Source organism: Allobosea sp. RCC_152_1 (assembly GCF_041360765.1).
Taxonomy (GTDB): domain Bacteria; phylum Pseudomonadota; class Alphaproteobacteria; order Rhizobiales; family Beijerinckiaceae; genus Allobosea; species Allobosea spartocytisi.
Window position 1 is genome coordinate 839,719 of record NZ_JBFUPU010000001.1, and the last position, 26,387, is coordinate 866,105.

At 66.8% G+C, this 26,387-nt stretch carries 23 protein-coding genes, 1 tRNA gene and 1 pseudogene; 16 read left to right on the top strand and 9 right to left on the bottom strand.

All coding sequences use genetic code 11. From position 1 onward, the window contains the following. The first annotated feature begins 117 nt into the window (after nucleotides 1-117). The gene (locus tag AB6806_RS03890) at nucleotides 118-870 is read left to right on the top strand and encodes an SDR family oxidoreductase (RefSeq protein WP_113254687.1); all 753 of its coding nucleotides are present in this window, start codon (nucleotides 118-120) and stop codon (nucleotides 868-870) included. Between the two features lie 166 nt (nucleotides 871-1,036). On the opposite strand, the gene AB6806_RS03895 is transcribed toward AB6806_RS03890, so the two are convergent. Beyond that, a complete protein-coding gene (locus tag AB6806_RS03895) occupies nucleotides 1,037-1,306 on the bottom strand; it encodes a hypothetical protein (RefSeq protein WP_142020728.1) in 270 nt (89 codons plus the stop codon). A 334-nt stretch (nucleotides 1,307-1,640) separates the two neighbouring features. Here AB6806_RS03895 and AB6806_RS03900 point away from each other — a divergent pair, with 334 nt between their 5' ends. From AB6806_RS03900 to argC, 3 genes are all read left to right on the top strand, one after another. Continuing rightward, complete coding sequence (locus AB6806_RS03900) at nucleotides 1,641-1,919, top strand: hypothetical protein (RefSeq protein ID WP_038368222.1); 279 nt, start codon at nucleotides 1,641-1,643, stop codon at nucleotides 1,917-1,919. Beyond that, nucleotides 1,920-2,471, top strand: coding sequence for a hypothetical protein (locus AB6806_RS03905; RefSeq protein ID WP_370954137.1), 552 nt, complete (start codon nucleotides 1,920-1,922; stop codon nucleotides 2,469-2,471). Nucleotides 2,472-2,729: 258 nt separating this feature from the next. Further along, entirely contained in the window at nucleotides 2,730-3,665 is a 936-nt protein-coding gene (gene argC / locus AB6806_RS03910) for an N-acetyl-gamma-glutamyl-phosphate reductase (protein ID WP_370954138.1), read from the top strand. 91 nt (nucleotides 3,666-3,756) lie between these two features. Here the strand turns inward: argC and AB6806_RS03915 are convergent, their stop codons facing one another. Continuing rightward, nucleotides 3,757-4,605: a fumarylacetoacetate hydrolase family protein gene (locus AB6806_RS03915; RefSeq protein ID WP_113254678.1), complete on the bottom strand. Its 849-nt coding sequence runs from the start codon at nucleotides 4,603-4,605 to the stop codon at nucleotides 3,757-3,759. Between the two features lie 425 nt (nucleotides 4,606-5,030). Here AB6806_RS03915 and AB6806_RS03920 point away from each other — a divergent pair, with 425 nt between their 5' ends. Further along, nucleotides 5,031-6,353, top strand: a complete 1,323-nt coding sequence (locus tag AB6806_RS03920; protein ID WP_162719956.1) for an OmpP1/FadL family transporter — start codon at nucleotides 5,031-5,033, stop codon at nucleotides 6,351-6,353. 149 nt (nucleotides 6,354-6,502) lie between these two features. Here the strand turns inward: AB6806_RS03920 and AB6806_RS03925 are convergent, their stop codons facing one another. After that, entirely contained in the window at nucleotides 6,503-6,940 is a 438-nt protein-coding gene (locus AB6806_RS03925) for a hypothetical protein (protein ID WP_370954139.1), read from the bottom strand. A 172-nt stretch (nucleotides 6,941-7,112) separates the two neighbouring features. Between AB6806_RS03925 and AB6806_RS03930 the strand changes: the two genes are divergently transcribed. Further along, the gene (locus AB6806_RS03930; RefSeq protein ID WP_370954140.1) at nucleotides 7,113-7,385 is read left to right on the top strand and encodes a hypothetical protein; all 273 of its coding nucleotides are present in this window, start codon (nucleotides 7,113-7,115) and stop codon (nucleotides 7,383-7,385) included. A gap of 158 nt (nucleotides 7,386-7,543) precedes the next feature. Then, nucleotides 7,544-7,972: a hypothetical protein gene (locus tag AB6806_RS03935; RefSeq protein ID WP_370954141.1), complete on the top strand. Its 429-nt coding sequence runs from the start codon at nucleotides 7,544-7,546 to the stop codon at nucleotides 7,970-7,972. A 596-nt stretch (nucleotides 7,973-8,568) separates the two neighbouring features. On the opposite strand, the gene phaC is transcribed toward AB6806_RS03935, so the two are convergent. Next, nucleotides 8,569-10,392: a class I poly(R)-hydroxyalkanoic acid synthase gene (gene phaC / locus AB6806_RS03940; protein WP_038368208.1), complete on the bottom strand. Its 1,824-nt coding sequence runs from the start codon at nucleotides 10,390-10,392 to the stop codon at nucleotides 8,569-8,571. Nucleotides 10,393-10,504: 112 nt separating this feature from the next. Between phaC and AB6806_RS03945 the strand changes: the two genes are divergently transcribed. The 6 genes from AB6806_RS03945 to glpX all read left to right on the top strand — a co-directional run bounded on the left by AB6806_RS03945 (nucleotide 10,505) and on the right by glpX (nucleotide 16,542). Then, the gene (locus tag AB6806_RS03945; protein ID WP_112761899.1) at nucleotides 10,505-10,960 is read left to right on the top strand and encodes a hypothetical protein; all 456 of its coding nucleotides are present in this window, start codon (nucleotides 10,505-10,507) and stop codon (nucleotides 10,958-10,960) included. Between the two features lie 286 nt (nucleotides 10,961-11,246). Beyond that, nucleotides 11,247-12,467: an LL-diaminopimelate aminotransferase gene (locus tag AB6806_RS03950; protein ID WP_112761900.1), complete on the top strand. Its 1,221-nt coding sequence runs from the start codon at nucleotides 11,247-11,249 to the stop codon at nucleotides 12,465-12,467. Between the two features lie 220 nt (nucleotides 12,468-12,687). Next, the gene (locus AB6806_RS03955) at nucleotides 12,688-13,122 is read left to right on the top strand and encodes a hypothetical protein (protein WP_038368203.1); all 435 of its coding nucleotides are present in this window, start codon (nucleotides 12,688-12,690) and stop codon (nucleotides 13,120-13,122) included. 139 nt (nucleotides 13,123-13,261) lie between these two features. Then, nucleotides 13,262-14,071 (top strand): class I SAM-dependent methyltransferase, encoded by an 810-nt coding sequence (locus AB6806_RS03960; RefSeq protein WP_370954142.1) that lies wholly within the window; start codon nucleotides 13,262-13,264, stop codon nucleotides 14,069-14,071. Between the two features lie 78 nt (nucleotides 14,072-14,149). Then, nucleotides 14,150-15,496, top strand: coding sequence for a homoserine dehydrogenase (locus tag AB6806_RS03965; RefSeq protein ID WP_038368198.1), 1,347 nt, complete (start codon nucleotides 14,150-14,152; stop codon nucleotides 15,494-15,496). Between the two features lie 47 nt (nucleotides 15,497-15,543). Further along, nucleotides 15,544-16,542: a class II fructose-bisphosphatase gene (glpX, locus tag AB6806_RS03970; RefSeq protein WP_038368195.1), complete on the top strand. Its 999-nt coding sequence runs from the start codon at nucleotides 15,544-15,546 to the stop codon at nucleotides 16,540-16,542. A gap of 166 nt (nucleotides 16,543-16,708) precedes the next feature. On the opposite strand, the gene AB6806_RS03975 is transcribed toward glpX, so the two are convergent. Next, entirely contained in the window at nucleotides 16,709-18,364 is a 1,656-nt protein-coding gene (locus AB6806_RS03975; protein ID WP_370954143.1) for an FAD-binding dehydrogenase, read from the bottom strand. 134 nt (nucleotides 18,365-18,498) lie between these two features. On the opposite strand from AB6806_RS03975, the gene recJ reads away from it, so the two are divergent. Next, on the top strand, nucleotides 18,499-20,295 hold the full coding sequence (recJ, locus tag AB6806_RS03980) for a single-stranded-DNA-specific exonuclease RecJ (protein WP_370954144.1): 1,797 nt from the start codon (nucleotides 18,499-18,501) through the stop codon (nucleotides 20,293-20,295). A 130-nt stretch (nucleotides 20,296-20,425) separates the two neighbouring features. Then, a tRNA-Glu gene (locus AB6806_RS03985) sits at nucleotides 20,426-20,500 on the top strand. Between the two features lie 16 nt (nucleotides 20,501-20,516). Here the strand turns inward: AB6806_RS03985 and AB6806_RS03990 are convergent. From AB6806_RS03990 to AB6806_RS04005, 4 genes and pseudogenes are all read right to left on the bottom strand, one after another. Continuing rightward, on the bottom strand, nucleotides 20,517-21,053 hold the full coding sequence (locus AB6806_RS03990) for a chromate transporter (RefSeq protein WP_191123472.1): 537 nt from the start codon (nucleotides 21,051-21,053) through the stop codon (nucleotides 20,517-20,519). A gap of 6 nt (nucleotides 21,054-21,059) precedes the next feature. After that, nucleotides 21,060-21,668, bottom strand: a complete 609-nt coding sequence (locus AB6806_RS03995; RefSeq protein ID WP_370954145.1) for a chromate transporter — start codon at nucleotides 21,666-21,668, stop codon at nucleotides 21,060-21,062. A gap of 348 nt (nucleotides 21,669-22,016) precedes the next feature. Continuing rightward, nucleotides 22,017-22,811 (bottom strand): annotated as a pseudogene (locus AB6806_RS04000) (endonuclease/exonuclease/phosphatase family protein); the annotation flags it as partial. A gap of 87 nt (nucleotides 22,812-22,898) precedes the next feature. Further along, nucleotides 22,899-24,353: a phospholipase D-like domain-containing protein gene (locus tag AB6806_RS04005; RefSeq protein ID WP_370954146.1), complete on the bottom strand. Its 1,455-nt coding sequence runs from the start codon at nucleotides 24,351-24,353 to the stop codon at nucleotides 22,899-22,901. Between the two features lie 163 nt (nucleotides 24,354-24,516). On the opposite strand from AB6806_RS04005, the gene AB6806_RS04010 reads away from it, so the two are divergent. Next, a complete protein-coding gene (locus AB6806_RS04010) occupies nucleotides 24,517-26,259 on the top strand; it encodes an ABC transporter ATP-binding protein (RefSeq protein ID WP_038368177.1) in 1,743 nt (580 codons plus the stop codon). Nucleotides 26,260-26,387: the final 128 nt, after the last annotated feature.

Here is a 26,387-nt window from a genome sequence, read left to right on the forward strand (position 1 = left end):
TCGAGAGAGGCTCCAGCGAGCTCCGGAGCCATCTGGAGCATCCTCCGGGACACGAGCCTTCGGCTCGCTCCTCAGGATGAGGGCTGTGAACGAACGCCGATTTGAATGGAGCCCGCCATGACCCGCCCCGTTCTTCTCGTCACCGGCGGCAGCCGCGGCATCGGTGCCGCGACCTGCATCATGGCGGCGCAGCGTGGCTACGATGTCGCGGTGAACTACCAGAGCAATGCCGGAGCCGCCGACGCCGTCGTGAAGGCTTGCGAGGCCGCTGGCGCGAAGGCGGTTGCGGTCCAGGGCGACATGGCGCGCGAGGCCGACATCCTGCGCGTCTTCGCCGGGGCCGAAGCCGCGCTCGGCCCGCTCAGCCATGTCGTCAGCAATGCCGGCATCACAGGCCGTTCGAGCGCGCTCGTCGACGCCGGCACCGAGGTGATCCGGGAATGCATCGACATCAACGTCACCGGCGCGATCCTGGTGGCGCGGGAGGCCGCTCGCGCGCTCATCGCCAATGCCGGCGCGAAGGGGAGGGCGATCGTCAACATCTCCTCGGTCGCGGCCGAGCTCGGTTCGCCCGGCGAATATGTCTGGTACGCGGCCTCGAAGGGAGCGGTCGATTCCCTCACCATCGGACTCGCCAAGGAGCTGGCGGGCCAGGGCATCCGCGTGAACGCCGTCGCGCCCGGCATCACCGAGACCGAGATCCACGCGCTCTCGACGGGCGAGGCCGGCCGCGTCGCCCGGATCGCGCCGCTGATTCCGCTGAAGCGCGCGGCGACGCCCGAGGAAATCGCCGAAGCGGTGCTCTTCCTGCTGTCGGAGGCGTCGCGCTACACGACGGGCGTGATCCTGAAGGTTTCCGGCGGGCGTTGAACGGAGGCATCGGGGCGTTCAGGTAGCCCGCTGCCAGCCTCCGACGCAAAAAAGAACGCCGGCAATGTGCGGCCGGCGTCGGAAGTCTAGGCGTCTGCTCCTCGCCGTTGCGATCGTCGCTCTCGTGAAGGGAGGTGTCGGATGGCGGGAGGACGTGCGGTAACCTTCAGTCGCAGACCTCCACCTGCTTCATCACGCCGTCGATATTGGCCTGCGTGAAGTGGCAGGGATTGGCCTTCACGCCGGGCGAGTAATACGCGTCCGTCGCCTGGTCATGGTATTTCGGGTATTCCTGCGGCTCCTGCTGCTGTTGCGGGGCGAGCTTGTTCTGCGCCCGTTCGCTTGGCGTGCCGGCGGCCGAAGCTGGCGAATGAATGGCGATGCTCCCGATGGCCAAGGCCAGGCCGAACGCTGCGGCAGCGAGTGTCTTGCTCATAGTACCCTCCGACTATGTTCTTGATAGATAAGCACGATTTGCCCCCGCGGAGCTCGCCGGGACAGTTGCAGGATGCTCTCCGGAAAAAGACGATCCTGTGGCTTTAATTTGAAACCGCGTGGCAAATCGGGGGCGGCGATCACAATGATGTGCTCGCTTATCATAATGAGGCTTATGGACATCGGACAGCCGCTTTCCGGGGAGCGGCAGCGGCCGGATCGGGGTGGCGCAGAGGTCCTTTGAGACGCTGCCTGATCAGCCGTGGCGGGGGGTGAGGCTGAAGTGGATGGCGGACCGTGCTAAAGCCGGTCGTCCTCGTTCTGACCGGCCTGCCATGCGCGTTCTATTGACCCTGATCGCCTTCGGGATGATCGCGATCCCCGCCTTGATGATGCTGGCGCGGGAGGAGCTGCCGCGCGGCCGCCGCATCGGCCGGGCCCTGGTCGTCTTCCTTGCACCCGCGATCGCGCTCGGCGCCATCCAGAGCGTGCCGGAGCTGGACGGGCGTGCCCTCAGCTATCCGAATGCCTGGACGATGCTGCGCCTGGTTCTCAGCGGCCTCGCGCTGATCCTGCCCTGGTGCCTCTATGTCTGGTTCACGGCCCGTCGCTGAATGGCTGGATGCTGGACAGCTGCGGCGATCGCCAGGCACGGTCGGCATGGTCAGGCCGGTGAGGCATGCTTCATGAGGTTCCATCGCGGCAGAGCCGCAGGCCTGGTCGCCGTCCTGGCCTTCTGCGGATTCGGAGCGGCGGCGCAGTCCGAGCTTGACGGCGTATGGATGCACCGACGGATGCAGAATCCGCAGACCGGCCAGCAGCTGGACATGAGCACCCAGATCGATCCCGGTCGCAATCTGACGCTCGGGATTCTTTGCAACGCCGAGAAGCAGCTCAAGCTGGTGCTCGTGCCGAAGCCGGCCGAGGGAGCTGACGCGGTCGCCTATCGCATCGATGGCGGGCCGTGGATCAGCCAGAGCTGGCGTGGTGAAGACAAGCGCCTCGTCCTGGACGGCGAGGAGGGCAGGCGCGTCTTCGGAACGATGCTGCTGGCCAGCAACGGGATCGAGATTCGCATCGGCGCGGAACGCCCCGCGAGGTTCCTGGCTGCCGGGTTGATCGAATCCGCGGCCAAGACGACCGCCCGCTGCCTGTCTCCGTCCTGACGGGCTGTATGACCGCCGATATGCGTCGGCGCCGAGCGCGATGGGCTTGCCTGGCATCCCTCGGCGATTGACGGGGCGGGCGCCGTGGCTCATATACGCGAGCATGATCACGCATGTGACCCGACGTCGCCCGTATCAGGCCGCTCCGGCGCGCCCGCGATGACGCTCGGCTGAAGTCCGAACGCCCGCGACCGCGCCATCGAGCGCGGTTTTTTTATGCCTTTAGCCAGCTTGCCTGCCCAGCCACCGGGGGTCCCGATGAGCCACAATCTGAAATCCATCTTCATCGACGGCGAAGCCGGCACCACCGGGCTCGGCATCCGCGAACGCCTCGCGGCGGTTCCGGAAGTGGCGGTCAAAAGCATCGACCAGGACAAGCGCAAGGACCCGGCCGCCCGCAAGGATATGATGGCGGCTGTCGATCTCGTCGTGCTCTGCCTGCCGGACGAGGCGGCGAAGGAATCGGTCGCGCTGGCCGATGAACTCGGCTCCGCGGCCCCCAAGATCGTCGATGCCGCGACGGCCCATCGCATTGCGCCGGGCTGGGTCTACGGTTTCGCCGAGCTCGAGCCGGGCCATGCCGGCAAGATCGCCAACGCCAACCGCGTCGCCAATCCCGGCTGCTACCCCACCGGCGCCATCGCGCTGCTGCGCCCGCTCGTCGATGCTGGGTTGATCGCGCATGATCATCCGATCGCGGTGAACGCCGTCTCCGGCTATTCCGGTGGCGGCAAGGCGATGATCGAGGAGTTCGAGACGGGCGTCGCCCCGGCCTTCGAGCTCTACGGCCTTGGGCTCCGCCACAAGCACCTGCCCGAATTGCAGGCCTATGCCAAGCTGACGCGGCGGCCGATCTTCGTGCCTTCGGTCGGCAATTTCCGGCAGGGCATGCTGGTTTCGGTGCCGCTGCATCTCGATACCTTGCCCGGCCGGCCGAGCGTGGGCGACCTCCACCATGTGCTGGCCGAGCGCTATGCCGGCTCGACCTATGTCAGCGTACTCGGGCAGGATGGCATGGGCGGCAAGATCGAGCCCGAGGCGCTGAACGACACCAACAAGCTGGAGCTGAGGGTGTTCGGGCAGGACGATCTCGGCCAGGCGGTGCTGGTCGCGCGGCTCGACAATCTCGGCAAGGGTGCCTCGGGTGCGGCGGTGCAGAACATCCGCCTGATGCTCGGCCTGCCCGAGGGCTGAGGCGGGACGCCTTCGATAAGTCCGCGACAGAGAAGACCAAAGAAAAAAGGGCCGCTTGCGCGGCCCTTTCCGTTTCCACGGAGCAGGATGCTCAGCCCTTATAGGCGACGAAGTTCTGCTTCTGCTCGCCGAGGCCCTCGATGCCGAGCGTCACGACCTCGCCGCCCTTGAGGAAGCGCGGCGGCTTGAAGCCGAGGCCGACGCCGGGAGGCGTGCCGGTGGTGATGACGTCGCCCGCATCGAGACGCATGAACTGGCTGATGTAGTGGACCAGATAGGCGGCGCCGAAGATCATCGTCTTGGTCGAGCCGTTCTGGACGCGCTCGCCATTGACCTCGAGCCACATGCCGAGATTCTGGATGTCCTTGACCTCGTCCGTCGTCACCAGCCAGGGGCCGAGCGGGCCGAAGGTCGGGCAGCCCTTGCCCTTGGCCCACTGGCCGCCGCGCTCGATCTGGAAGGCGCGCTCGGAGACGTCGTTGCAGACGCAGAAGCCCGCGATCGCCGCCATCGCCTTGTCTTCCGGGATGTAGGAGCCGCCATCGCCGATGACGATCGCCAGCTCGACCTCCCAGTCGGTCTTCGTCGAGCCCTTCGGGATGATCACGTCGTCATTCGGGCCGACGATGCAGTTCGGCGCCTTGTTGAAGAGGATCGGCTCCTTCGGGATCTCGGCGCCGGTCTCGGCGGCGTGGTCGGCGAAGTTCAGGCCGACGGCGATGAAGTTGTGCACATCGCCGACGCAGGCGCCGATCCGCGGCGAGCCCGAAACGAGCGGCAGCGACTCCGGCGAGAGCGCCTTGATCTTGGCCAGCGAGGCCGAGGTCAACGCCTTGCCGGCGAGATCGGGAATGACGCCGGACAGGTCGCGCAACCCGCCCTTCGCGTCGAGAAGGGCCGGCTTTTCCTGGCCGGGCGCACCGTAACGAAGGAGTTTCAAGGCATTTCCCCAATTCAAACGATATAAATGGCGCGCGATCTGACCGAATGCGCCGCTTGCTGACAAGTCCATCATCGCGCATGGCGATCCTGCGTCGCAAGGGCCGGAAAAATGTTGCCCGAATGCAACGTGAGCGGGCAAAGCGACATGACGCTACGGCGAGCCCCAGTGGCGGGCCCGGGGACCGAAGGCGTCAAAAATCCGCAATAGTTCGCATGTGAACGATCCTTTTTCGGCGGAAGCCGGTTCGCCCCCTTCAAAAATGGCCTTTTTGAGCGTTTTTTGCGGATTGCGCCGCCGAATGCGGTGGCAAGGCGGCCGTTTTGGGGTGTTCGCGGCGGGATTGCGGCCTCCGGCGGCTCGGGTCATGCTCAGAATCAGGGGAGGCCGCAGCGCCTCGGACAACGACAAACGGGATGGATTCGATGAAGGGCCTTGCTCGCACTCTCGCTGCCACTTCGGTTTCACTGACCGCTCTTCTGGCCGCGGGCGCGGCCTCCGCCAGCTCCTTCGCGATCCGCAGCGGCCAGGGCGCCGAAGGCCTCGGCATGGCCTATGCCGGCGCGGCCTCGGGCGGCATCGGCATGGCTGCGATGGCCTGGAACCCGGCGACCATCACCATGTTCCCGGGCCGCAACAGCAACTGGAACTTCACCTATCTCAACGCCAACGCCGCCTACGACCCCAATACCTCGACGCGGCTGGCGCTGCCCGGCTTCCCGCTGAGCCCGATCCAGAACGGCACCGGCAATCTCGGCGGCGACGGCGCCTTCATCCCCGCCTCCTATTCGTCCTGGCAGCTCACCGACAGGCTGTGGATCGGCGTGACCACCGGCGCGCCCTACGGCCTGCGTTCGAAGCCCGACCATCAGGTCAATGCCGCGCAGATCTATGGCCGCTCCGCCAAGGTGCAGACCATCAACGTCTCGCCGACGATCGGCTATCAGGTCAATGACTGGCTCGCGATCGGCGCGGCGCTGCAGGTCCAGTATTTCAACGCCTCGCTGAAGCAGGCTGGGGGCATCGGCCCGAGCGCCGCACCGGTGATCATCGAAGGCAACACGATCGATTTCGGCTACCGCTTCGGTGTGACGCTGACCCCGCTCCAGGGCACGACGATCGGTCTGGCCTACCGCTCGGAAGTGCGCCAGACGCTGGAAGGCACCTTCCGGGCGCCGACTGCGGGCGTCATCCCGGTCAAGGCCAACCTCAACCTGCCTGACTCGGTGGTGTTCGGTGTCTCGCAGGTCATCAACGATCAGTGGCAGGTCCATGCCGGCGTCGAGTGGACGAACTGGAGCCGCTTCCGCAACATCCCGATCGTCAGCAAGACCGGCAGCGTTCCGATCACCAGCCTGAACTTCCAGTACGACGACGCCTGGTATTTCTCGCTCGGCGCGGAATACAAATACAACAACGCGCTGACGCTGCGGGCCGGTGTCGGCTACGAGCTCTCGGCGGTCAACGACCGCAACCGCACGATCTTCATCGCCGACAACGACCGGCTCTGGCTCTCCGCGGGCTTGAGCTATCAGGTCACGGAGAAGCTGAAGCTCGACCTCGGTTACACCTTCATCGACGTGAAGAAGGCCAAGGTGAACTACACCGGCTTCCACCCGCAGCAGAGCGCGGTGCTCTTCTCGGGCGATGCCAAGCCCTACATCAACATCGCCTCGGTCGGCCTGACCTATCGCTGGGACGACCCGGCCCAGACGCTCCCGGTCCATCCGGTCGTCCGCAAGTACTGAGCAGCCGCACGCGCGAGCTTTGCAAAGCCGGCCTTCGGGCCGGCTTTTTGCTGTGAGGCCGCGACAAGCTCATCGCGTGGCGGGCATGTCGGCGATGGGAGGGGAGCGGTCGTTAGCTCTATACCTAAAAGCGGACGCGGGAGGGGCCGCTACTGCAAAATCCCACAGCGCCGCTGCAGCTCTCGGGAAAATGCCGGCATGTCCCGACCGGGAATGCCGTATCGGATTCGAGGGCCGGGGGAAGGCTGCTGGGAAGCGGAGGCCTCGAAGACCCGAGCGAAGCAGCCGCCGCTGGCGCCGTAGATGCCGCGCTGCGCGGCTAGACCGAGACCGATACGATAGGGAATGCTGCCAGCGCCATTCGCTCGCACCGGGCTTTGCACCACCCGCTCTTGCCGCGCGGCGCAGTCGTTGATGGCGTCGGCGAGACGGTTGTCCCAGTGGCAATATCCGTTGACTGATCGAATCCCAAAAAGCATTCGGGCACATTTGCAATGCGCGCCGCGCTCGACGGGTCGCGGATAATTCTGCGCGGAAGCAGCCGTTGCGGTTATGACGAATAACGCGGCGATCGCGGCCTTAAGCATGGAAGCCCCCCAGCATCTTTGCCCAGCACAACCTTGGGTTACCCTCCCGACAAGTCAACTCGACGAAGGGACAAGTAAGGTGCCGGCTTTGATGGCAGCTATGGGTCGGAAGCGGACCTTGTCGATCTCTGTGGACCAACTACGCTACCCGCCGCTGTTATGGAGGCGTGACATGGTCTGGATCGTTCTCGCGCCCGCCACCATAGGCACCGCGTTCGCCGCCGCGTTGATAGCAACGCTACGAGGCTGGTCTGTCCACTACATCGTCCTGTTCGGCCTTGCCGTCATATCGGCATTGTTCGTTTCTCTTTCAGCCGTTAACTTCGTTGAAGGCGGTTGGCCTAATATCGGTCGGTCGTTGCTATGGTTGATCCCGGCCGAGTTTATTTGGATTGCGGCCTTTTCAATGCTCTTCAAAAGGCTGGCGAGATGGCGACGCCATTGACCGCTATGTCGGATTTGGGTCGTTTGCCGACGTTGGTGAAGCCCCTAAGCTGCACGTACTAGCTCCATCCGTCGGGGGACGTTCTGCCTCGCGCTCTTACTAAATGGACGATTCTCGGACTTGCGCTCGTTGCCGGGGTGTCAGCGGTTGACACACTGGTGAACCGCAGCCTTCAAAGAGGAAGCGTGCCTCAAAAAATTCAAACGGGCTGGTTCTACGCTAACGGAAGCTGCTCGCGCTTTCTCAGCCACCAAGGAGCATTTGCGTTTAGTTTGAGTGATCAGGCTGTCGCGGCGATCAAATCTCAAGGCATCGGCTTCTTCACCGACATTGACGACTCGGCCAATCAAGCGACCCGTTCTTATTTCGACGGCGATTGGAAGGAGACGCCTGTCCCCACGTCGTTCTTTTCGGATGGATTACCGCTGAACCTGTATTGCGGTCGGGAGCATTCGTGGGCTTGGCCGCGCGGGATACCTGAAGTTCTGAAAAGGCCGGGAAGCTTCTATCAATGGTCAGGCAGTCTACGCGGAATGTTTGTCCTGCCCGAGCTTGGGCTGGTCGTTGGCAGCTCATCTGACCGATAGACCGATCTAGCCCGCCGCGTTCGGTGAGTAGCTATCGCTGCGAAGTTCCGCAATGGGTCGAAAGTAGACGAACCAGCCCCGACTTATCCCCGCGCTTTCCGTCCGCCTCTATCCTCGACCCACCTCATCACCGAGGGGCAGCCATCCGGAGGCATGTCGTATGGCGGGATGAGGTCGGCGCCTGCGGCTGGCTTTGCACGCCAGACTCGGGAGGCTTCGGGGCACCGCCCTGGGGGTACTACGGCCCCTGTGCGAGGAGCTCGCTGGAAGGCTCGGTGGCAACGGACGGCGCGAGCAACGACGCGACAACCCGATGAGGGGAACTGGCGTCCGAGTTCGCCTCTCCCGACCCGCAAAGCCATATAAGCGCGGCCCGGAGACTTAAGAACGCCGATAAGCGGAGCGCCACGGGGCGTGCAGAGGGTGGCTCAATCCCTCCGCGCCGCATCCTGGCTCAATGGAAGCGGCCTTACACCCAACCGCGCCTCGCGGCGCTCCGCTGCCCCTCACCACCACCGAACGCGCCGACGCGGGCGGGCGAAGACGTTTGCGCCGAGCCTCTGCCTTCTTCCCATCGCGGGCCCGAGGAGGGGAGGCTAGACCTTCACCTTCACATAGGTCCCCGGCGCGTCCGCCAGCGCCTTGAGCTTGCCGCCGCCGGGCTCGCGCGCGGCGATCGTCTTCGGCGCCTGCGCTTCCAGCCAGGCGAACCAATGCGGCCACCAGGAGCCGGGATGCTCCTGCGCCTTGTCCATCCAGCTCTCATAGGAGCCCTTCACCGGGCCGCCGGTCCAGTACTGGTACTTCACCTTGGCGGGCGGGTTGACCACGCCGGCGATATGGCCGGAGCCCGCGACGACGTGCTCCACCGGGCCGCCGAAGCATTGCGAGCCGATGAAGACGGAAGGGGCAGGCGCGATGTGGTCCTCGCGCGTCGCGAGATTGTAGACCGGGATCTTCACGGCCTTCAGGTCGAGCATCTTGCCGCCGATCACCATCTCGCCCCGGGAGAGCTTGTTGTCGAGATAGCAGTTGCGCAGATAGAAGGAGTGGTTCGCCGCCGGCATCCGCGTCGAATCCGCATTCCAGTAGAGCAGGTCGAAGGGGGCGGGCGCCTTGCCCTTCAGGTAGTTGTTGACGGCGTAGGACCAGATCAGGTCGTTGGGCCTGAGCATGTTGAACGCGCCCGACATGCGCGAGCCGTCGAGAAAACCGGTCTTCGCCATCTGCTCCTCGATGGCGCGGATCTGCTCCTCGTCGACGAAGACGGAAAGCTCTCCGGCCTTCGAGAAATCGACCTGGGTGGTGAAGAAGGTCGCGCTCTCGATGCGCTTGTCGCCGATCGCGGCCATATAGGCCAGCGTCACGCCCAGCAGCGTGCCGCCGACGCAATAGCCGATCGCCGAGACCTTCTTCTCTCCCGTCGCCTCCTCGACGGCGTCGAGCGCCGCGAAGATACCCTCGCGCATATAGCTCTCGAAATCCTTGCCGGCATGGCGCGCATCCGGGTTGACCCAGGAGATGCAGAAGACCGTGAGCCCCTGCGCGACGCACCAGCGGATGAAGCTTTTCTCGGCATTGAGGTCGAGGATGTAGAACTTGTTGATCCAGGGCGGCACGATCAGCAGCGGCCGCTTCAGCACCTGCGGCGTCGCCGGCGCGTACTGGATCAGCTCCATGATCTCGTTGCGGAAGATCACCTTGCCCGGCGTCGTCGCGATGTTGACGCCGACCGCGAAGGACTGGGCGTCCGACTGGCGGATCTTCAATTCGCCGCCGCCGGCCTCGACATCCTCGGCGAGCATCTTCATGCCGCGCACCAGGTTCTCGCCGTTCTGTTCCAGGGTTTCGCGCAGCAGTTCGGGGTTGGTCGCGACGAAATTGGTGGGCGAGAGGGCGCTGGCGATCTGCTTGATGTAGAAGCGAGCTTTGTTGCGCGTATGCGGGTCGAGATCATCGGCCTTGTCGACCATGGTCTCGGCCCAGCGCGAGCCGATGAGATAGGCCTGCTTGATGAAGTCGAAGGTCGGGTGGTTCGACCAGTCCGGGTCCTTGAAGCGGGTGTCGCGCTTGTCCGGCTCGGCGACGGGGGCGACCTCCTCGCCGGCGGCCCGCTTCAGCGCCGCGCTCCACAGGTTGAAGAATTCGCCGGTGAGCGAGGCCTGGGCCTCGATGATCTTCGCCGGGTCGTTCACCCAGCGCTCGGCGACCCGCCCCAGCGTCTTGACCATGTCGCTGGCCTCGTCGGCCTGCCCGGTCTTGGCCTGCCCGCGTTCGAGCGGTTTCAGATAGGCGGCCGTGACCTTGCCGTACTCCTCGAAGAGACGGCCCATATTCTGCGCGAACTGATCGAGATCCGGGGTCGGCGTCCCGGACGCGCCAGCCGCTTCCTTCGATCGGTCGTCGCCCTGCCGGCCCATGAATCGTTTCCCCCTTGTTCTGAGGTTAGCGCATCGCTCCCCATTTTGGTCCTATTAAGGACGCGGCCGGTGTGCTTTACCAAGAAAATTCGTCGAACCGCCGGAAGTCCTCATGCCGATCGAACTCTCCGTGAAAAAGCCGCTCATCCTGTCGGCTGCGCTGCTGGGGCTCTCCCTGGCCGGCTGCGTCGGGGAAGGCCCGGTCAAGAGTTCGGCCGAGGCCATCGGCATGGCGACGACGCCGCAGGAATCGAAAGCCTTCGTCCGCGCGACCCGCCCGGCAGAGATGGAGTATATCCCGGTGGGCTCGTCGATCCCGGTGGCGCAGCTTTGCCCCGGCCCCAATCCTCCGCCGGCCTATGTGCCCTCCGGCCAGGCCGCCCGCTTCAGGACGCCGCCGCCGATCCGCGATCCCAAGGATCCCTGCAAGCCGCGGGCGGGCTTCGAGTCGATCGAGAAGCAGCTCGCGGCAAAGCAGAAGGTCAACGAGGCGGCCGGTAACACGGCGAAATCCCTCGGAGCCTCGACCACGCCGCCGAAGCCGGCCCAGATTCCGCCGCTGAACTGACGCTCTCCGGGCCGTAAGCCCTGCGGGCAGGCGCCCATGCCTGTTCGCCTATTGGTCGAAGATCGCAATTTCTTGCGTTTTTGGCCCTGTCCTGAACAAAGATGCGGTGCTAAGCAGCCTTGGCGCAAGGAAGTGACCTTGCGCATGAGCGATGCCGCCGGCCGAAGATAGATCGTCGCGCGTCCGACCGGACGCGGCCACGACGGTCTATCCTATTGTTATCGCATCGGATTTTCCGGGAAGCGGATGCCGCTTTCCGGATCGGTGCTTCAGGGACCTGTTCGAGATGACCGATTTCCACCGCATCAAGCGCCTGCCGCCTTACGTTTTCGAACAGGTCAACAAGATCAAGGCCGCCGAGCGCGCCAAGGGCGTGGACATCATCGACCTCGGCATGGGCAATCCCGACCTGCCGGCGCCCAAGCACGTCATCGAGAAGCTGGTCGAGACTGCGGGCAAGCCGCGCACCGACCGCTATTCGGCCTCGAAGGGCATCGGCGGCCTGCGCCGGGCCCAGGCGAACTACTATGAGCGTCGCTTCGGCGTGAAACTGAATCCCGAGACGCAGGTCGTCGCGACGCTCGGCTCGAAGGAGGGCTTCGCCAACATGGCGCAGGCCATCACCGGCCCGGGCGATGTCGTGCTCGTGCCGAACCCGAGCTATCCGATCCATGCCTTCGGCTTCCTGATGGCGGGCGGCGTGATTCGGTCCGTCCCGGCCGAGCCGACGCCGGCGATGTTCCCGGCGCTGGAACGGGCGGTGATGCATTCGGTGCCGAAGCCGATCGCGCTCGTCACTTGCTATCCGGCGAACCCGACCGCCTATGTCGCGACGCTCGATTTCTACCGCGACCTCGTCGCCTTCGCGAAGAAGCACGAGCTCATCCTGCTATCGGACCTCGCCTATGCCGAGGTCTATTTCGACGAGAACAACCCGCCGCCCTCGATGCTGCAGGTGCCGGGCGCGATCGATGTCGCGGTCGAGTTCACCTCGATGTCGAAGACCTTCTCCATGGCCGGCTGGCGCATGGGCTTCGCGGTCGGCAATGAGCGGCTTCTGGCGGCTCTGGCGCGGGTGAAATCCTATCTCGACTACGGCGCCTATACGCCGATCCAGGTCGCCGCCGCCGCCGCGCTCAACGGGCCGGACGACTGCATCCGCGAGATGCGCGACATCTACCGCAAGCGCCGCGACGCGCTGGTCGAGAGCTTCGGCAAGGCCGGCTGGGACTTCCCGGCACCGGAAGCCTCGATGTTCGCCTGGGTGCCGATCCCCGAGAAATTCCGCCATCTCGGCTCGCTGGAGTTCTCCAAGCTCCTGATCGAGAAGGCCGAGGTCGCGGTGGCGCCCGGCATCGGCTTCGGCGAGCACGGCGACGATTATGTCCGCATCGCCATCGTCGAGAACGAGCAACGCATCCGCCAGGCCGCCCGCAATATCGGCCGCTTCCTGAAGGGCGCCGACGCGACGCTGCACAACGTCATCCAGATGCCGAAGGCGGGGTAGGGCGCGGCGTTTCGACCGTCAGGGCCGTCATGCTCGGGCCTGGCCCGAGCATCTCCTGAAGGAGAGGCGCCTCATCCCGCATGAGATTCTCGGGTCTGCGCTTCGCTTCGCCCGAGAATGACGGTGGCGGTTTTGCGCTGCCTCTGGACCCCGCCGCCAAAACATGGGAACCGGGACGGTGCGGAAGGGAGATTCCGTATCGCGTCCGGGGCTCGCTTCCATGCAACGAAAAGGCCGCCTTATCGGCATCGGCTTCGCCGCTTTCGCGGCGGTCTGCCTGGTGGCGACCTATGATTACTCCAAGGGCCGCATCACCGACACCAGCTCCGATTTGGTCCGGGACGTCCTGGCGTCATCCGGCAATGCCCGCGAATGCGCGCGCGACGTGACCGATGTGGTTTCGCGGCGGATCCCGATCGGCACGGAGAGGGCGGAGGCCGAGCGCATTCTCGCCGATGCGACGATCGATCCGCCGAAGCCGTGGTTCTGGACGCCCGACGTCGAGAACAGCACGGTCTCGGAAGGCCAGACGCTGGAAGCGCTGCGCACGATCAAGGCGACGGCCTTCGTCAGCAATCTGCTGCGGGTCTATCTCTCCTTTGATGACGGCAAGGTGAAGCGCGTCGCCGCCGAGGTGATCTGCCATTTCGGCTGAGAGGCGTTGCGGGGGCCGCTGAAGCGGCTTGTCGGTTGGATCAGCGCTGAGTCCCGCAATTCGCGGCTCCGAACAAGGCGGTTCCGTTACGTCAGTCGCTGGGCTATCCTGCGCGAGGGCTGCTGCGACAGGTGCTGCCATGGAAGAGACGGACAAGGTTTTCACCGGTCCCATTCCGCAGATCTACGACCGGCTGCTCGTACCCCTGATCTTTCAACCCTATGCCGAGGATCTGGCGGCTCGGGTCGTGGCCGCTCGGCCCGCTCATGTTCTCGAGCTCGCGGCGGGAACCGGTGCCCTGACGCATGCGATGGCGGCGCGCCTCGATGGGGCGAGCATCGTCGCGACGGATCTCAACCAGGCGATGCTCGACATCGCCGCCGCACGGTTTGCGGGGGACGCCAGGATCGTTTGCCAGCAGGCGGACGCGCTCGATCTGCCCTTCGCGGATGAGAGCTTCGATGTTGTCGCCTGCCAGTTCGGCGCGATGTTTTTCCCCGACAAGCCGAAGGGCTATAGCGAGGCCCGGCGTGTCCTGCGGCCGGGCGGGCGCTATCTCTTCAATGTCTGGGATGCGGTCGCCCGCAATGATTTCACGGCGGTGCTGCTGGACGCGCTGGCCGAGGTTTTTCCGGCCGATCCTCCGCGTTTCATCGAGCGCACGCCGCATGGCTATCATGATCTCGGAACGATCGAGCTCGATGTCATGGCCGGCGGCTTCGGGAGGCCTGCGATCGAGCGTGTCGAGAAGCGTTCCCGCGCCAATTCCGCGTTGGATGTCGCGACCGGCTTCTGCCAGGGCACGCCGATCCGCGGCGAGATCGAGGCGCGCGGCGCGCCGGGGCTGACGGCCGCGACCGAGGCCGTGGCGAAGGCGCTGGAGCGTCGCTTCGGCTCCGGCCCGATCGAAGGAGGCATCTCCGCCTTCGTCGTTTCGGCCGAGCGCTAGTCGTGCCGGAGCGATTTCGCAGGGCTGGGAGCGTCGCTCTCCGTTGACACGCATCGCGCCTCATGCGACCCCGCGCCCATGACCAGCGCTGTCCTCCCCAACGCCTCCCAGCCTCTGCGCATCGGCCTCGCCGGTCTCGGCACGGTCGGCGCCTCGGTGCTGAAGATCCTGCAACGGCAGGAGAACGCGCTTGCCGCGCGCTGCGGCCGGGCGATCCGCGTCGTCGCCGTCTCGGCCCGCGACCGCAAGCGCGACCGTGGGATCGATCTCGGCGGTTTCACCTGGTTCGACGATCCGGTGGCGCTGGCGAAATCGGCCGAGGTCGATTGCGTGGTCGAATTGATGGGTGGCTCCGACGGCCCGGCCAAGGCGACGGTGGAGGCCGCGCTCTCGGCCGGCAAGCATGTCGTCACCGCCAACAAGGCGCTGCTCGCGGCCCATGGCGTCGCGCTGGCGGAACTCGCCGAGAGCAACGGTGTGGCGCTCGCCTTCGAAGCCTCCTCGGCCGGCGGCATCCCGGTGGTGAAGACGCTGCGCGAGGCGCTGGCCGGCAACAATGTCAGCCGCATCTCCGGCATCCTCAACGGCACCTGCAACTACATCCTCTCGCGGATGGAGCAGGAGGGGCTGACCTTCGAAGCCTGCCTGGCGGACGCCCAGCGCCTCGGCTATGCCGAAGCGGACCCGACCTTCGACGTCGAGGGCTTCGACACCGCCCATAAGCTCGCCATCCTGACCAGCCTCTCCTTCGGAACGAAGATCGACGCCGAAGCGATTCATGTCGAAGGCATTTCCGCGATCACGCCGCTCGATCTGCGCATGGCCGACGAGCTCGGCTACCGCATCAAGCTGCTCGGCGTCGCCGAGCGCACCAAGACCGGCATCGAGCAGCGCGTGCACCCGACCATGGTGCCGAAAGCCTCCGCCATCGCGCAGGTGATGGGCGTGCTCAACGCCGTCAGCATCGATGCCGACGCGGTCCGCGAGATCACGCTGGTCGGCCCCGGCGCCGGCGGCGATCCGACGGCCTCGGCCGTGGTGGCCGACATCGCCGATGTCGCGCGCGGCACGGCGGGCCTGCCCTTCGGCCTGCCGGTCGGGCGGCTGGAGGAGCCGACGCGCGCGCCGATGCAGCGTCACGAGGGCGGCTACTATGTCCGCCTTGCCGTGGCGGACCGTCCCGGTGCCGCGGCTGCGATCGCAACCCGCATGGCCGAAGCCGACATCTCGCTGGAAAGCATCGTCCAGCGCCGCTCGCCGGAAGCCGTGAACCGCGATCCGGGCGGCCGCTCGGGCGCGCCGGTGCCGGTCGTGCTCATCACCTACGCCACGAGCGAATCCGCCATCCGGGCGGCGCTGGAAAAGGTCACGGCCGACGGCCATGTCGCGGAACCGCCGCAAGTCATCCGCATAGAGCGGGAATAGGCCTTCGGGTCGATTCCGCCCGCCATATTGCAAGGGGAAACCATTTCATGTCCGTCGATCTCCGTATCTCCCCGGATCAGATCATCGAGCGCTATCTCTCGATGGAGCTGGTGCGCGTCACCGAGCGCGCTGCCGTTTCCGCCGCGCGCCTGCGCGGCCATGGCAACGAGAAGGCCGCCGACCAGGCCGCCGTCGACGCCATGCGCCGCGAACTGAACCGCCTGCCCATCGATGGCGAGATCGTCATCGGCGAAGGCGAGCGCGACGAGGCGCCGATGCTCTTCATCGGCGAGAAGGTCGGCAACAAGCAGGGGCCGAAGGTGCACATCGCGGTCGACCCGCTCGAGGGCACGACGCTTTGCGCAAAGGACATGCCGGGCTCGATCGCGGTGATGGCCATGGCCGGCGCCGGCAGCCTGCTCTACGCACCCGACGTCTACATGGACAAGATCGCCTGCGGCCCGGGCTATGCCAAGGGCGTGATCGACCTCGACGCCTCGCCGGCCGACAACATCAACGCGCTGGCCAAGGCCAAGGGCGTGAAGCCGCATGAGATCTCGACGCTGATCATGGACCGCCCGCGCCATGCCAAGCTGATCGAGGAGGTCCGCAAGACCGGCTGCTCGATCCGCCTGATCACCGATGGCGACGTGGCCGGCGTGATCTTCTGCACCCAGCCGGAGAAGACCGGTATCGACCTCTATCTCGGCATCGGCGGCGCGCCCGAGGGCGTGCTGGCGGCGGCTGCGCTGCGTTGCGTCGGCGGCCAGATGCAGGGCCGGCTGATCCTCGACACCGAGGAGAAGCGCGTGCGCGCGGCGGGCATGGGCGTCAAGGATCCGAACAAGAAGTACGACATGTCGGAGATGGCTTCGGGCGACGTCATCGTCTGCGCCACCGGCGTCACCGATGGCGGGCTGCTCTCGGGCGTGAAGTTCGGCAAGGACTTCATCGAGACCGAGACGCTGGTCTATCGCTCGATCACGGGCACGGTCCGCCGCATCTTCGGCGAGCATCGCGAATTCTCGAAGTTCCAGCTCGATTGAGCGGAGCCGTGTTTCCGGCGCCGGCCTTTGGCCTGCGCCGGAAATTGCAATAGGGCGTCATTCTCGGGCTTGACCCGAGCATCTCAGGCCGAGAGAGGCGCTGGAGCCTCCATCGTCATGAGATGCTCGGGTCAAGCCCGAGAATGACGGCGCTACGCCGCCGGTCTTATCCCACAGCTTCCGCCGCGGCGCGCCCGGCCACCCGCCCCGAGAAGATGCAGCCGCCGAGGAAGGTGCCTTCCAGCGCCCGGTAGCCATGCAGGCCGCCGCCGCCGAAGCCGGCCGCTTCTCCCGCCGCATAGAGCCCCGGCACCGGCTCGCCCACGGCGTCGAGCACGCGTGACGACAAATCCGTCATCAGCCCGCCCAGCGACTTCCGCGTCAGGATGTTGAGCCTGACCGCGATCAGCGGACCATGGGCGGGGTCGAGGATGCGGTGCGGCTTTGCCGTGCGGATCAATCGGTCGCCGAGATAGGCCCGCGCGCCGCGCAGCGCCACGACCTGCATGTCCTTGCCGAAGGGGTTGGCGAGCGCCCGGTCGCGCGCTTCGATCTGCCCGCGCAGATGCGCCTCGTCGATCAGCGCCTCGCCGGCGAGTGCATTCATGCGCGCGACGAGGCGGGAGAAGTCGGTTTCGACGATGAAGTCCTCGCCCTTGTCCATGAAGGCCTGCACCGGCCCCGGCACGCCGCCGCCCGCGCGCTTCAGCACCTGCCGCCAGCTCTTGCCGGTGAGGTCCGGGTTCTGCTCCGAGCCCGACAGCGCGAATTCCTTGGCGATGATGCTGCGGCTGAGCACGAACCAGGAATGGCTATAGCCGGTCTTCATGATGTGCTCGAGCGTGCCCAGCGTGTCGAAGCCGGGAAAGAGCGGCACCGGCAGCCGGTTGCCGCGCGCATCGAACCAGAGCGAGGAGGGACCGGGCAGGATGCGGATGGCGTGCCGCGGCCAGATCGGCGCCCAGTTGGCGATGCCTTCGACATAGTGCCACATCCGGTCGCCGTTGATCAGCCGGCCGCCGGCGGCTTCCGCGACCGCAAGCATCGCGCCGTCGACATGATCGGGCACGCCAGAGAGCAGCCGGGCAGGGGGCTGGCCGAGACGCGCCGGCCAGTTGGCCCGGACGAGCTCGTGATTGCCGCCGATGCCGCCGGAGGTGACGATCACCGCCTGCGCCTTCAGCGAAAAATGCCCGGCGACGGCGCGGCCGCTCTTCTCGCCGCGCCCGGCGGCACTCGGCTCCAGGATCTCGCCCGCGACGCCGTCGATCGTATCGCCGCTTTTCGTGAGATCGGTGACGCGGTGGCGGAAGCGGAACGAGAGCAGCCCCTTGGCTTCGGCCTCCTTGGCACGGCGCAGGAAGGGTTCCAGCACGCCCGGCCCCGTTCCCCATGTCACATGGAAGCGCGGCACCGAATTGCCGTGGCCGGTGGCGAGATAGCCGCCGCGCTCCGCCCAGCCGACGACCGGGAACCAGCGCATGCCCATCGCATGCAGCCAGGCCCGCTTCTCCCCGGCGGCGAAATCGAGATAGGCCTTTGCCCAGCGCTTGGGCCATTCATCCTCCGGCCGGTCGAAGCCGGCCGAGCCGAACCAGTCATCCACCGCCAATTCGCGCGAATCGCGGATGCGCAGCCGCCGCTGCTCCGGGCTGTCGATGAAGAACAGCCCGCCGAAGGACCAGAAGGCCTGTCCGCCGAGCGAGGCTTCCGGCTCCTGGTCGAGCAGCACGACCTTTCGGCCCGCATCCGCGATCTCGCAGGCGGCGACGAGGCCGGACAGGCCGGCGCCGACGATGACGACGTCGGTTTCTGTTTCCATGCACGTTCCCTGTCCGATCCTGCGCCTTGGCCGGCTGCTTGTGCACAGTATGGCGCCCGGTTACCGGCCGGCCAAGTTCGACGCTGGTTGACCTTGTGCTCCGCTTGCGCGACGCCGGGAGCACGATGAGTCTGATGCAGCCCCGTGCTTTTCTCGGCGTGACCCGTTCGGCGCTCGGCCGACCCTGGCGCGACCGGCTCGACATGGCCGGCCTCGGCCGCGCCGAGGCGTTGAGCCAGCAGCAGGGCTTGCCCGACATCCTCGCGCGCCTGCTGGCCGCCCGCGATGTCGAGCCGGCCGAGGCGCTGCGCTTCCTCGAGCCGAAGCTGCGCGATCTCTTGCCCGATCCCGCCATCCTCACGGACATGCAAGCCGCCGCCGCGCGGCTGGCGCGGGCCGGTGCCGCCCGCGAGCAGGTCGCGATCTTCGGCGACTACGACGTCGATGGCGCCTGCTCCTCCGCCCTGCTTGCCGGCTTCCTGGAGCAGGCCGGCGCCCGCCCGCACATCCATATCCCCGACCGGCTGATCGAGGGTTACGGCCCCAACAGCGAGGCCATCCGCATGCTGGCGGGCGAGGGCGCGACGCTGCTCGTCACCGTCGATTGCGGCACCACCAGCGACGAGCCTCTGGCCGAGGCCCGCCGGCTCGGGCTCGATGTCGTCGTGCTCGACCACCATCAGGCGCCAGAGCGGCTGCCGGCCGTCGAGGCGCTGGTCAATCCCAATCGTCAGGACGATCTCTCCGGCCTGGGGCACCTCTGCGCCGCCGGCGTCGTCTTCCTCGCCCTTGTCGCCACCAGCCGGGAGCTGCGCCGGCAGGGCGTCTGGGCTGAGCGCGGCGGCGAGCCCGACCTGCTCGCGATGCTCGACCTCGTCGCGCTGGCGACAGTCGCCGATGTCGTGCCGCTGCGCGGGCTGAACCGTGCCTTCGTCCGGCAAGGCATCGCCATGATGCGCGCGCGCATCCGGCCGGGCCTGACCGCGCTGATGGATGTCGCCGGCCTCGACGGGCCGGTCCAGCCCTGGCATCTCGGCTTCCTGCTCGGCCCGCGCATCAATGCCGGCGGGCGCATCGGCGATGCCGCTCTCGGCGCCCGCCTCCTGCTCACCGCCGACGAGGTCGAGGCGCGTGCCATCGCCGCCGAGCTCAACCGCCTCAACCAGGAGCGGCAGGAGATCGAGCGCCTCGCCGTGCTGGAGGCCGTCTCGCAGGCGGAGCATGAGCTCGCCGGCGCGAATGAGAGCCTGCCGGTCCTGCTCGCGGGCAGCGCCGACTGGCACCCCGGCATCGTCGGGTTGGTGGCGGCACGATTGAAGGAGCGCTTCCGTCGCCCGGCTTTCGCTCTGGCGCTGAACGGGGAGGGCGGCGCCACCGGCTCGGGCCGCTCGGTCGCGGGCGTCGATCTCGGCCGGGCCGTGCGCGCGGCGGTGGAAGCGGGCATGGCGGTGAAAGGCGGCGGCCATGCCATGGCGGCCGGTGTCACGCTTGGGCGCGGACAGGCGAACGGCTTCCACGCCTTTCTCAACGAGCATCTCGCCCGCGAGGTCGCAGGCGCCAGCGAGGCCGAGGCGCTGCTGGTCGATGCCGCCTTGAGCGCGGGCGGTGCAAGCCCGCGCCTCATCGCCGAGATCGAGAAGGCCGGACCTTTCGGCTCAGGCAGCCCCGAGCCGGTCTTCGTCTTCCCCGCCCATCGCTTGACCGATGCCATCCCGATCGGCAGTGGCGGCCATATCCGTATCAAGCTGCGCAGCGGCGACGGCGCCAGCATCGGCGGCGTCGCCTTCCGCGCGGCGCAGGAACCGCTGGGGCAGGCGCTGATCGCGGCACGCGGCGAAATGGTCCATCTCGCCGCGACCTTGAGCCTCAATCGCTGGGGCGGCAACGAGACGGCGGAGCTGCGCATCCTCGATCTCGTCAGGGTCGTCTAGGCGCGGCCGCCCGGCTTGCTTTGAAAATGGGAGGTCGGCTCACGATTCTTGTGAACGGGTGCTTGCGAAGCGGCACGCCCGCCACTATACCTCGCCCCGCTTCGCAACGCGGCCCCGGCCGCGAGAGCACGCGACCTTCGTCTATCGGTTAGGACACCAGCCTTTCACGCTGGGGAGACGGGTTCGACTCCCGTAGGTCGCGCCATTTTCTGCGAAGCGATTCAGATCAGCGCCGCCATGTGCAGCAGGACGAAGCAGCCCGCTCCGCCGCCGATCAGCACGAGCGGATTGATTGGCGTCGTCATCAGCAGCGCGGTCGAGGCCAGCGCCAGCCCGCGTCCGATCCAGCCGCTGTCGAGCGAATTGATCAGCACGTAGCTCGCCGCCAGGATCATCCCGGCCGCGACGGGCCGCAGGCCTCTTTCCAGCGCCTTGAGCAATCGCGCACCCTCGAAGCGCGACCAGATATGGGCGACACCGTAGATCAGCAGCGCGGTCGGGCCGAAGATGCCGATGGTCGCCGCCAGCGCCCCCCAGAAGCCGGCGATGCGCCAGCCGATCAGCGTCGCGAGCAGGGAGCCCGGGCCCGGCGCCAGCCGCGAGATCGCGAAGGCGTCGACGAATTGGGAGGCGGTCATCCAGCCATGTACGTCGACGATCTGGCGGTGCATGTCTGCAACGGCGCTTTGCCCGCCGCCGATCGTCACCAGCGAGAGCGGCAGGAAGACCAGCAGGATGCTGATGGCGATGGCCGGCATTGTCCGTCAGCCCTGGTGGTAGGTCACGGCGACGCTGAGCGAGCCGGCGACGAGCACCGTCCAGATCAGCGGCAATTGCAGGATGGCGACCGCGACGAAGGTGGTGGCCATGATCGCGAGCGGGAACACGCGGCGCGGCACGCGCCGCGCGGCGACGAGCCCCATCGAGAGCGACAGCCCAATCGCGGCGCAGGCGGCGCCCGCAAGCGCGACATGAGTCAATTCGAAGCCGGCGAGCGCGGTGAAGACGGTGCTGATCAGCGTGATCACGATGGCGGCCGGCACGATGATGCCGAGCCACGAGGCGATGGCGCCGTTGCGCCCGCCGAGCTTGTAGCCGATCCAGATCGCCATATTGGTGACGTTGACCCCCGGCAGTGCCTGCGCGATCGAGAGCCCGTTCAGGAAATCCTCCTCGCTCATCAGCTTGCGCCGCTGCACGAACTCCCGCAGCAGCCAGCCGCTCAGGCCGCCGCCGAAGCTGGTCAACCCGATGCGCGTGAAGATCAGGAAGAGCTGCACCGCGCTCGGGCGTTCGGCGGGGGCGTCGTCCCGGCCTTTTCGGAGCGCTGCGTTCCGGCTTTCGGGCTGAGGCGTTGGGGAGAAATCCGGCATCTCAACTCCGGGAGACGAGCGACTCTGGAACGTCCCACATTGCCGGCTTTGTCCCGGCTGGCCAGCACGCCCGCGCATGCTGGTCATGACCGGCACGACGAGGGGCGGGTTGCACCTGTTTCATCAGCGCGGTGGAGGCTCGCGCCGCCGCAAGGTGCGGCTGACGGCCCGTTTCAGGCGGACGCCGGCTTTCCGGACGAGTTCGCGGTTGCGCCGCTCGCCGGTGTCGCCCGAGAGCGCCTCCGGCAAGGGCAGGGGGCGTTCGGACAGCATGGCGTGCGTGGCCTCGCTTGCTGTCGCGGCATCGGTTTCCGCGCTCTCGGGAAGGGCGAGGCCCTGCAGGCCGGGATCGACATAGGCCTTGATCGGCAGATGGTCCGAGGCGGTCCTTGCCAGCGGCGTGTCGTGGACTTCGACATCGGACAGGATTTCCGGCCGGTTGGCGATGATGCGGTCGAGCGCCAGGAGCGGCAGGCCGGAGGGAAAGCTCGGCACCGGCACCGGCAGCCTGCCGAAGGCCGGACCCAGCTCCTTGAGCGAGGAGCGCTCGCCCAGGCGCCATTCGTTGAGGTCTCCCAGCAGGAGGGTGGGGCGCTCGTCCCGGCTTTGCATGATCTCGATCAGCCGGCGCGCCTGCTGCGAGCGCGAGCGCCGGAGCAGGCCGAAATGAGCGGCGACGAGCCTGAGCGCCGCGCCGCTTTCGAGGTCGAGATCGACGACGAGCGCGCCGCGTGGCTCGAGCCCCGGCAGGCTCACCTGATGGACGTCCTGTACGATGCCACGCCGGAACAGCACGACATTGCCGCGCCAGCCATGGGCCCGGCTGGCATTGCCGAGCGGGACCGGCACCAGCCCGGTTTCCTGCTCGAGCCAGGCGAGGTCGAGCAGACCCTCGCGCTCGCCGAAGCGTTTGTCGGCCTCCTGCAGGGCAATGACGTCGGGGCCGATCTCGGCGATGACGCGGGCGATCCGCTCCGGATCGAAGCGGCCGTCGACGCCCACGCATTTATGGACGTTGTAGGACGCGACCAGCGTGCCGGAGAGCCGTTCGCCGGCGATGCCGGAAAGGGTTCCCGTCCGGTTCCTGCGCTGGCGGAGCGAGGAGATGATGCTGGCCCGCAGGCTTGGGCTCTTCTTCTGCATCGCTGCGCCAGCCTGTGTCGGCACGGAATCGAATCGGGCGGACCCGCAGTCTATACTGCCGGGGAGGCCGGGCTCGTCACCGTTTCGTCAGAGATAGGGCGAGCCGAGCCAGATCACCCGGTCCATCAGACGTACGAGATAGGGCCGCGCGCGCAGGCCGGCAAGCGTGACCTTGCCGGCCTTGGCGATCACGGCGTCGATCCGGGCCTCGATCCCGCGTGCGAAGCCGGGATCGAGAACCTCCACGTCGATCTCGAAATTCAGCCGGAGCGAGCGCGGATCGAGATTGGAGGAGCCGACATAGGCCCAGCTTCCGTCGATGGCGAAGAGCTTGGAATGGTCGAAGGGGCCGGTTGCGCGCCAGATCCGGCAGTAATTCTTGAGGATCTGGTCGAACTGCGCCGTCATCGCCCGGTCGACCAGCACGAGGTTGTTGACCGAGGGCACGACGATGTCGATGTCGACGCCGCGCCGCGCCGCCGTCACCAGGGCGCTGATCAGTTCCTGGTCGGGCAGGAAATAGGGCGACATGATCCTGACCGAGCGGCGCGCCACCGAGAGCGCACCGATCAGCAGCTTGTGATTGGTCTCGAGGAAGGAGTCGGGGCCGGAGGGCACGGCGCGCATCAGCACCGGCCGCTCGACGGGGGCCGGCGCCTGCATCGCCCAGTCCGGGCCGGTCAGCGCCTCGCCGGTGGCGAAGCGCCAGTCCTCGGCCGCCACGGCGAAGAGGTCGCCCACGACCGGCCCGGTGATGCGGAAATGCGTGTCATGGGCCGAGGCCTCGCCCGCGAATTCCGTCGTGAAGCCCTGCCGGATGTTCATTCCGCCCATGAAGGCGGTCGCGCCGTCCACGACGATGATCTTCCGGTGGGTGCGCAGATTGGCATAGGGCAGCCTGAGGCCCATGATGATGTTGCCGTTGAACACGGCGACGGTGACGCCGCCGCTGCGCAGGGGGCCGACGATGCTGGGCACCGAGTAACGGGCGCCGACCGAGTCGATCAGCACGCGGACGGAGACGCCGCGTCTCGAGGCCGCGATCAGCGCATCGGCGATCCTCAAGCCCAGCGGGTCGCGGTCGAAGATGTAGGTCTCCAGGATCACGCTGCGCTGCGCCGCTGCGATGGCGGCGAGCATGGCGGCATAGGCCTCGTCCCCGGTCCGCAGCGTCTCGATCTGGTTGCCCTTGGTCAGCGGATGGCGCGCGACGCGGTCGCCCAATGTCTTCAGCGCCGCGAAGCGCTGGCCGAAGACCTCGCCGACCTCGTCATGGCTGATATGGAAGCGTCGGGTGGAATCCGCGGCGGCGCCGGGCCCGGGGCGTTGCGAGAGGATGGTGGCGCGGCGGATGCGGTTGACGCCGGCGACGGCATAGAGGAGCGGGCCGACGATCGGCGAGAGGATGATGACTCCGGCCCAGCCGATGGCGGCGCGCACCTCGTCCTTGGTCATCACCGCATGCGCGGCGGCCACGGCCGCCATCACCACGGAAATGACGGCGAGGATGTGCGGCCAGTAGGTCGAGAGAATCTGCCACATGACGCGAAGCTAGAGCATGGCGAAGGAAAGTGGCACCGCGGCTTTTTTGACTGGCCAATCTGCCGTTCCGATCTGAATCGAAACTCCTGATATCGGTTTCCGAATATCCGGCCTGTTGCCGTGAAGCTGACGCAAAACGGCGCCGATCTGCTATGAGCGCGCCATGCTGAGAGAGTTCTTCGCCTATTATCGCCCGCACCGGACGCTGTTCCTGGTCGATTTCGGCTGCGCCGTGCTGTCCGGCCTGCTCGAGCTCGGCTTTCCGATGGCGATGAAGGCCTTCGTCGATCTCCTGCTGCCGCGCGGCGACTGGCCGCTGATCCTGCTCGCGGGCGTTCTGCTGCTCGCGATCTATGGGCTCAACACCGGGCTGATGGCGATCGTGACCTATTGGGGCCACCGGCTCGGCATCAATATCGAGACGGAGATGCGCCGGCGCGCCTTCGACCATCTGCAGAAGCTCTCCTTCCGTTTCTACGACGATCAGAAGACCGGCCATCTCGTCGCCCGCGTTACCAAGGATCTGGAGGAGATCGGCGAGGTCGCCCATCACGGACCGGAGGACCTGTTCATCGCGGTGATGACCTTCGTCGGCGCTTTCCTGCTGATGCTCTCGGTCCATGTCCATCTGGCACTGATCACGGCGCTGATCGTGCCGCTCGCCGGCTTCATCGTCGCCCGCTATGGCGGCCGCATGACCACCAACTGGCAGGCGCAATATGGCCGCGTCGGCGCCTTCAACGCCCGGCTGGAGGAGAATATCGGCGGCATGCGCGTGGTCCAGGCCTTCGCCAACGAGGCCCATGAGCGCGCGCTCTTCGCCGGCGACAACCAGCGCTATCGCTCGACCAAGCTCGAAGCCTATCGCATCATGGCGGCGAGCCAGGCGCTGAACTATCTCGGCATGCGCCTGGTCCAGCTCGCGGTCATGCTGGCCGGCACCTGGTATGTCGTGCAGGGCAGCCTCAGCATCGGCGGCTTCGTCGGCTTCCTCTTGCTGGTCGGCGTCTTCTACCGCCCGCTCGACAAGATCGCCGCGGTGATCGAGACCTATCCGAAGGGCATAGCCGGCTTCCGCCGCTATCAGGAACTGCTCGCGACCGAGCCCGACATCGCCGATGCGCCCGATGCCGTCGAGGCGCCGCCGCTTAAGGGGACCATCCGTTTCGAGGGCGTGCGCTTCGGCTATGCCAAGGACAGGCCGATCCTGTCCCATATCGACCTCGCGATCCGGGCCGGCGAGACGGTTGCCTTCGTCGGCCCTTCGGGAGCGGGCAAGACGACATTGCTCTCGCTGCTGCCGCGCTTCTACGAGGTCGATGCCGGCCGCATCACCGTCGACGGCATCGATCTCCGCGAGCTGACGCTCGCCTCGCTGCGCCGCCAGATCGGCATCGTCCAGCAGGATGTCTTCCTCTTCGCCGGCACCATCCGCGAGAACATCGCCTATGGCCGGCTCGGCGCCTCGGAAGCCGAGATCGTCGAGGCCGCCCGCCGGGCGCGGCTCGACCGGATGATCGCCGATCTTCCGGCGGGGCTGGACACGGTGATCGGCGAGCGCGGCGTCAAGCTTTCCGGCGGCCAGAAGCAGCGCCTCGCCATCGCCCGCATCTTCCTGAAGAACCCGCCGATCCTGATCCTCGACGAGGCCACCTCCGCTCTCGACACCGAGACCGAGAAGGCGATCCAGCAATCGCTGACCGAGCTGGCGCAGGGGCGCACGACGCTGGTCATCGCCCACCGCCTCGCCACCATCCGTCATGCCGACCGCATCGTGGTGGTGACGCCGGCCGGCATCGCCGAGCAGGGCCGCCACGAGGATCTCATCCGCGCCGGCGGGCCTTACCAGGCGCTGCACGAGGCGCAGACGCTGACCTGGCAGGCGGCGGGTACGGCGGCGGAGTAGCTGGCCAAAGAACCGGATGGTTATCCCGGACAAGCCGCGAAGCGGCGCCGATCCGGGATCCATGCCGGAGCGCTTCCGAGTGAGGTTCTGGCATGGATCCCGGATCTGCGCTTCGCTCGTCCGGGATG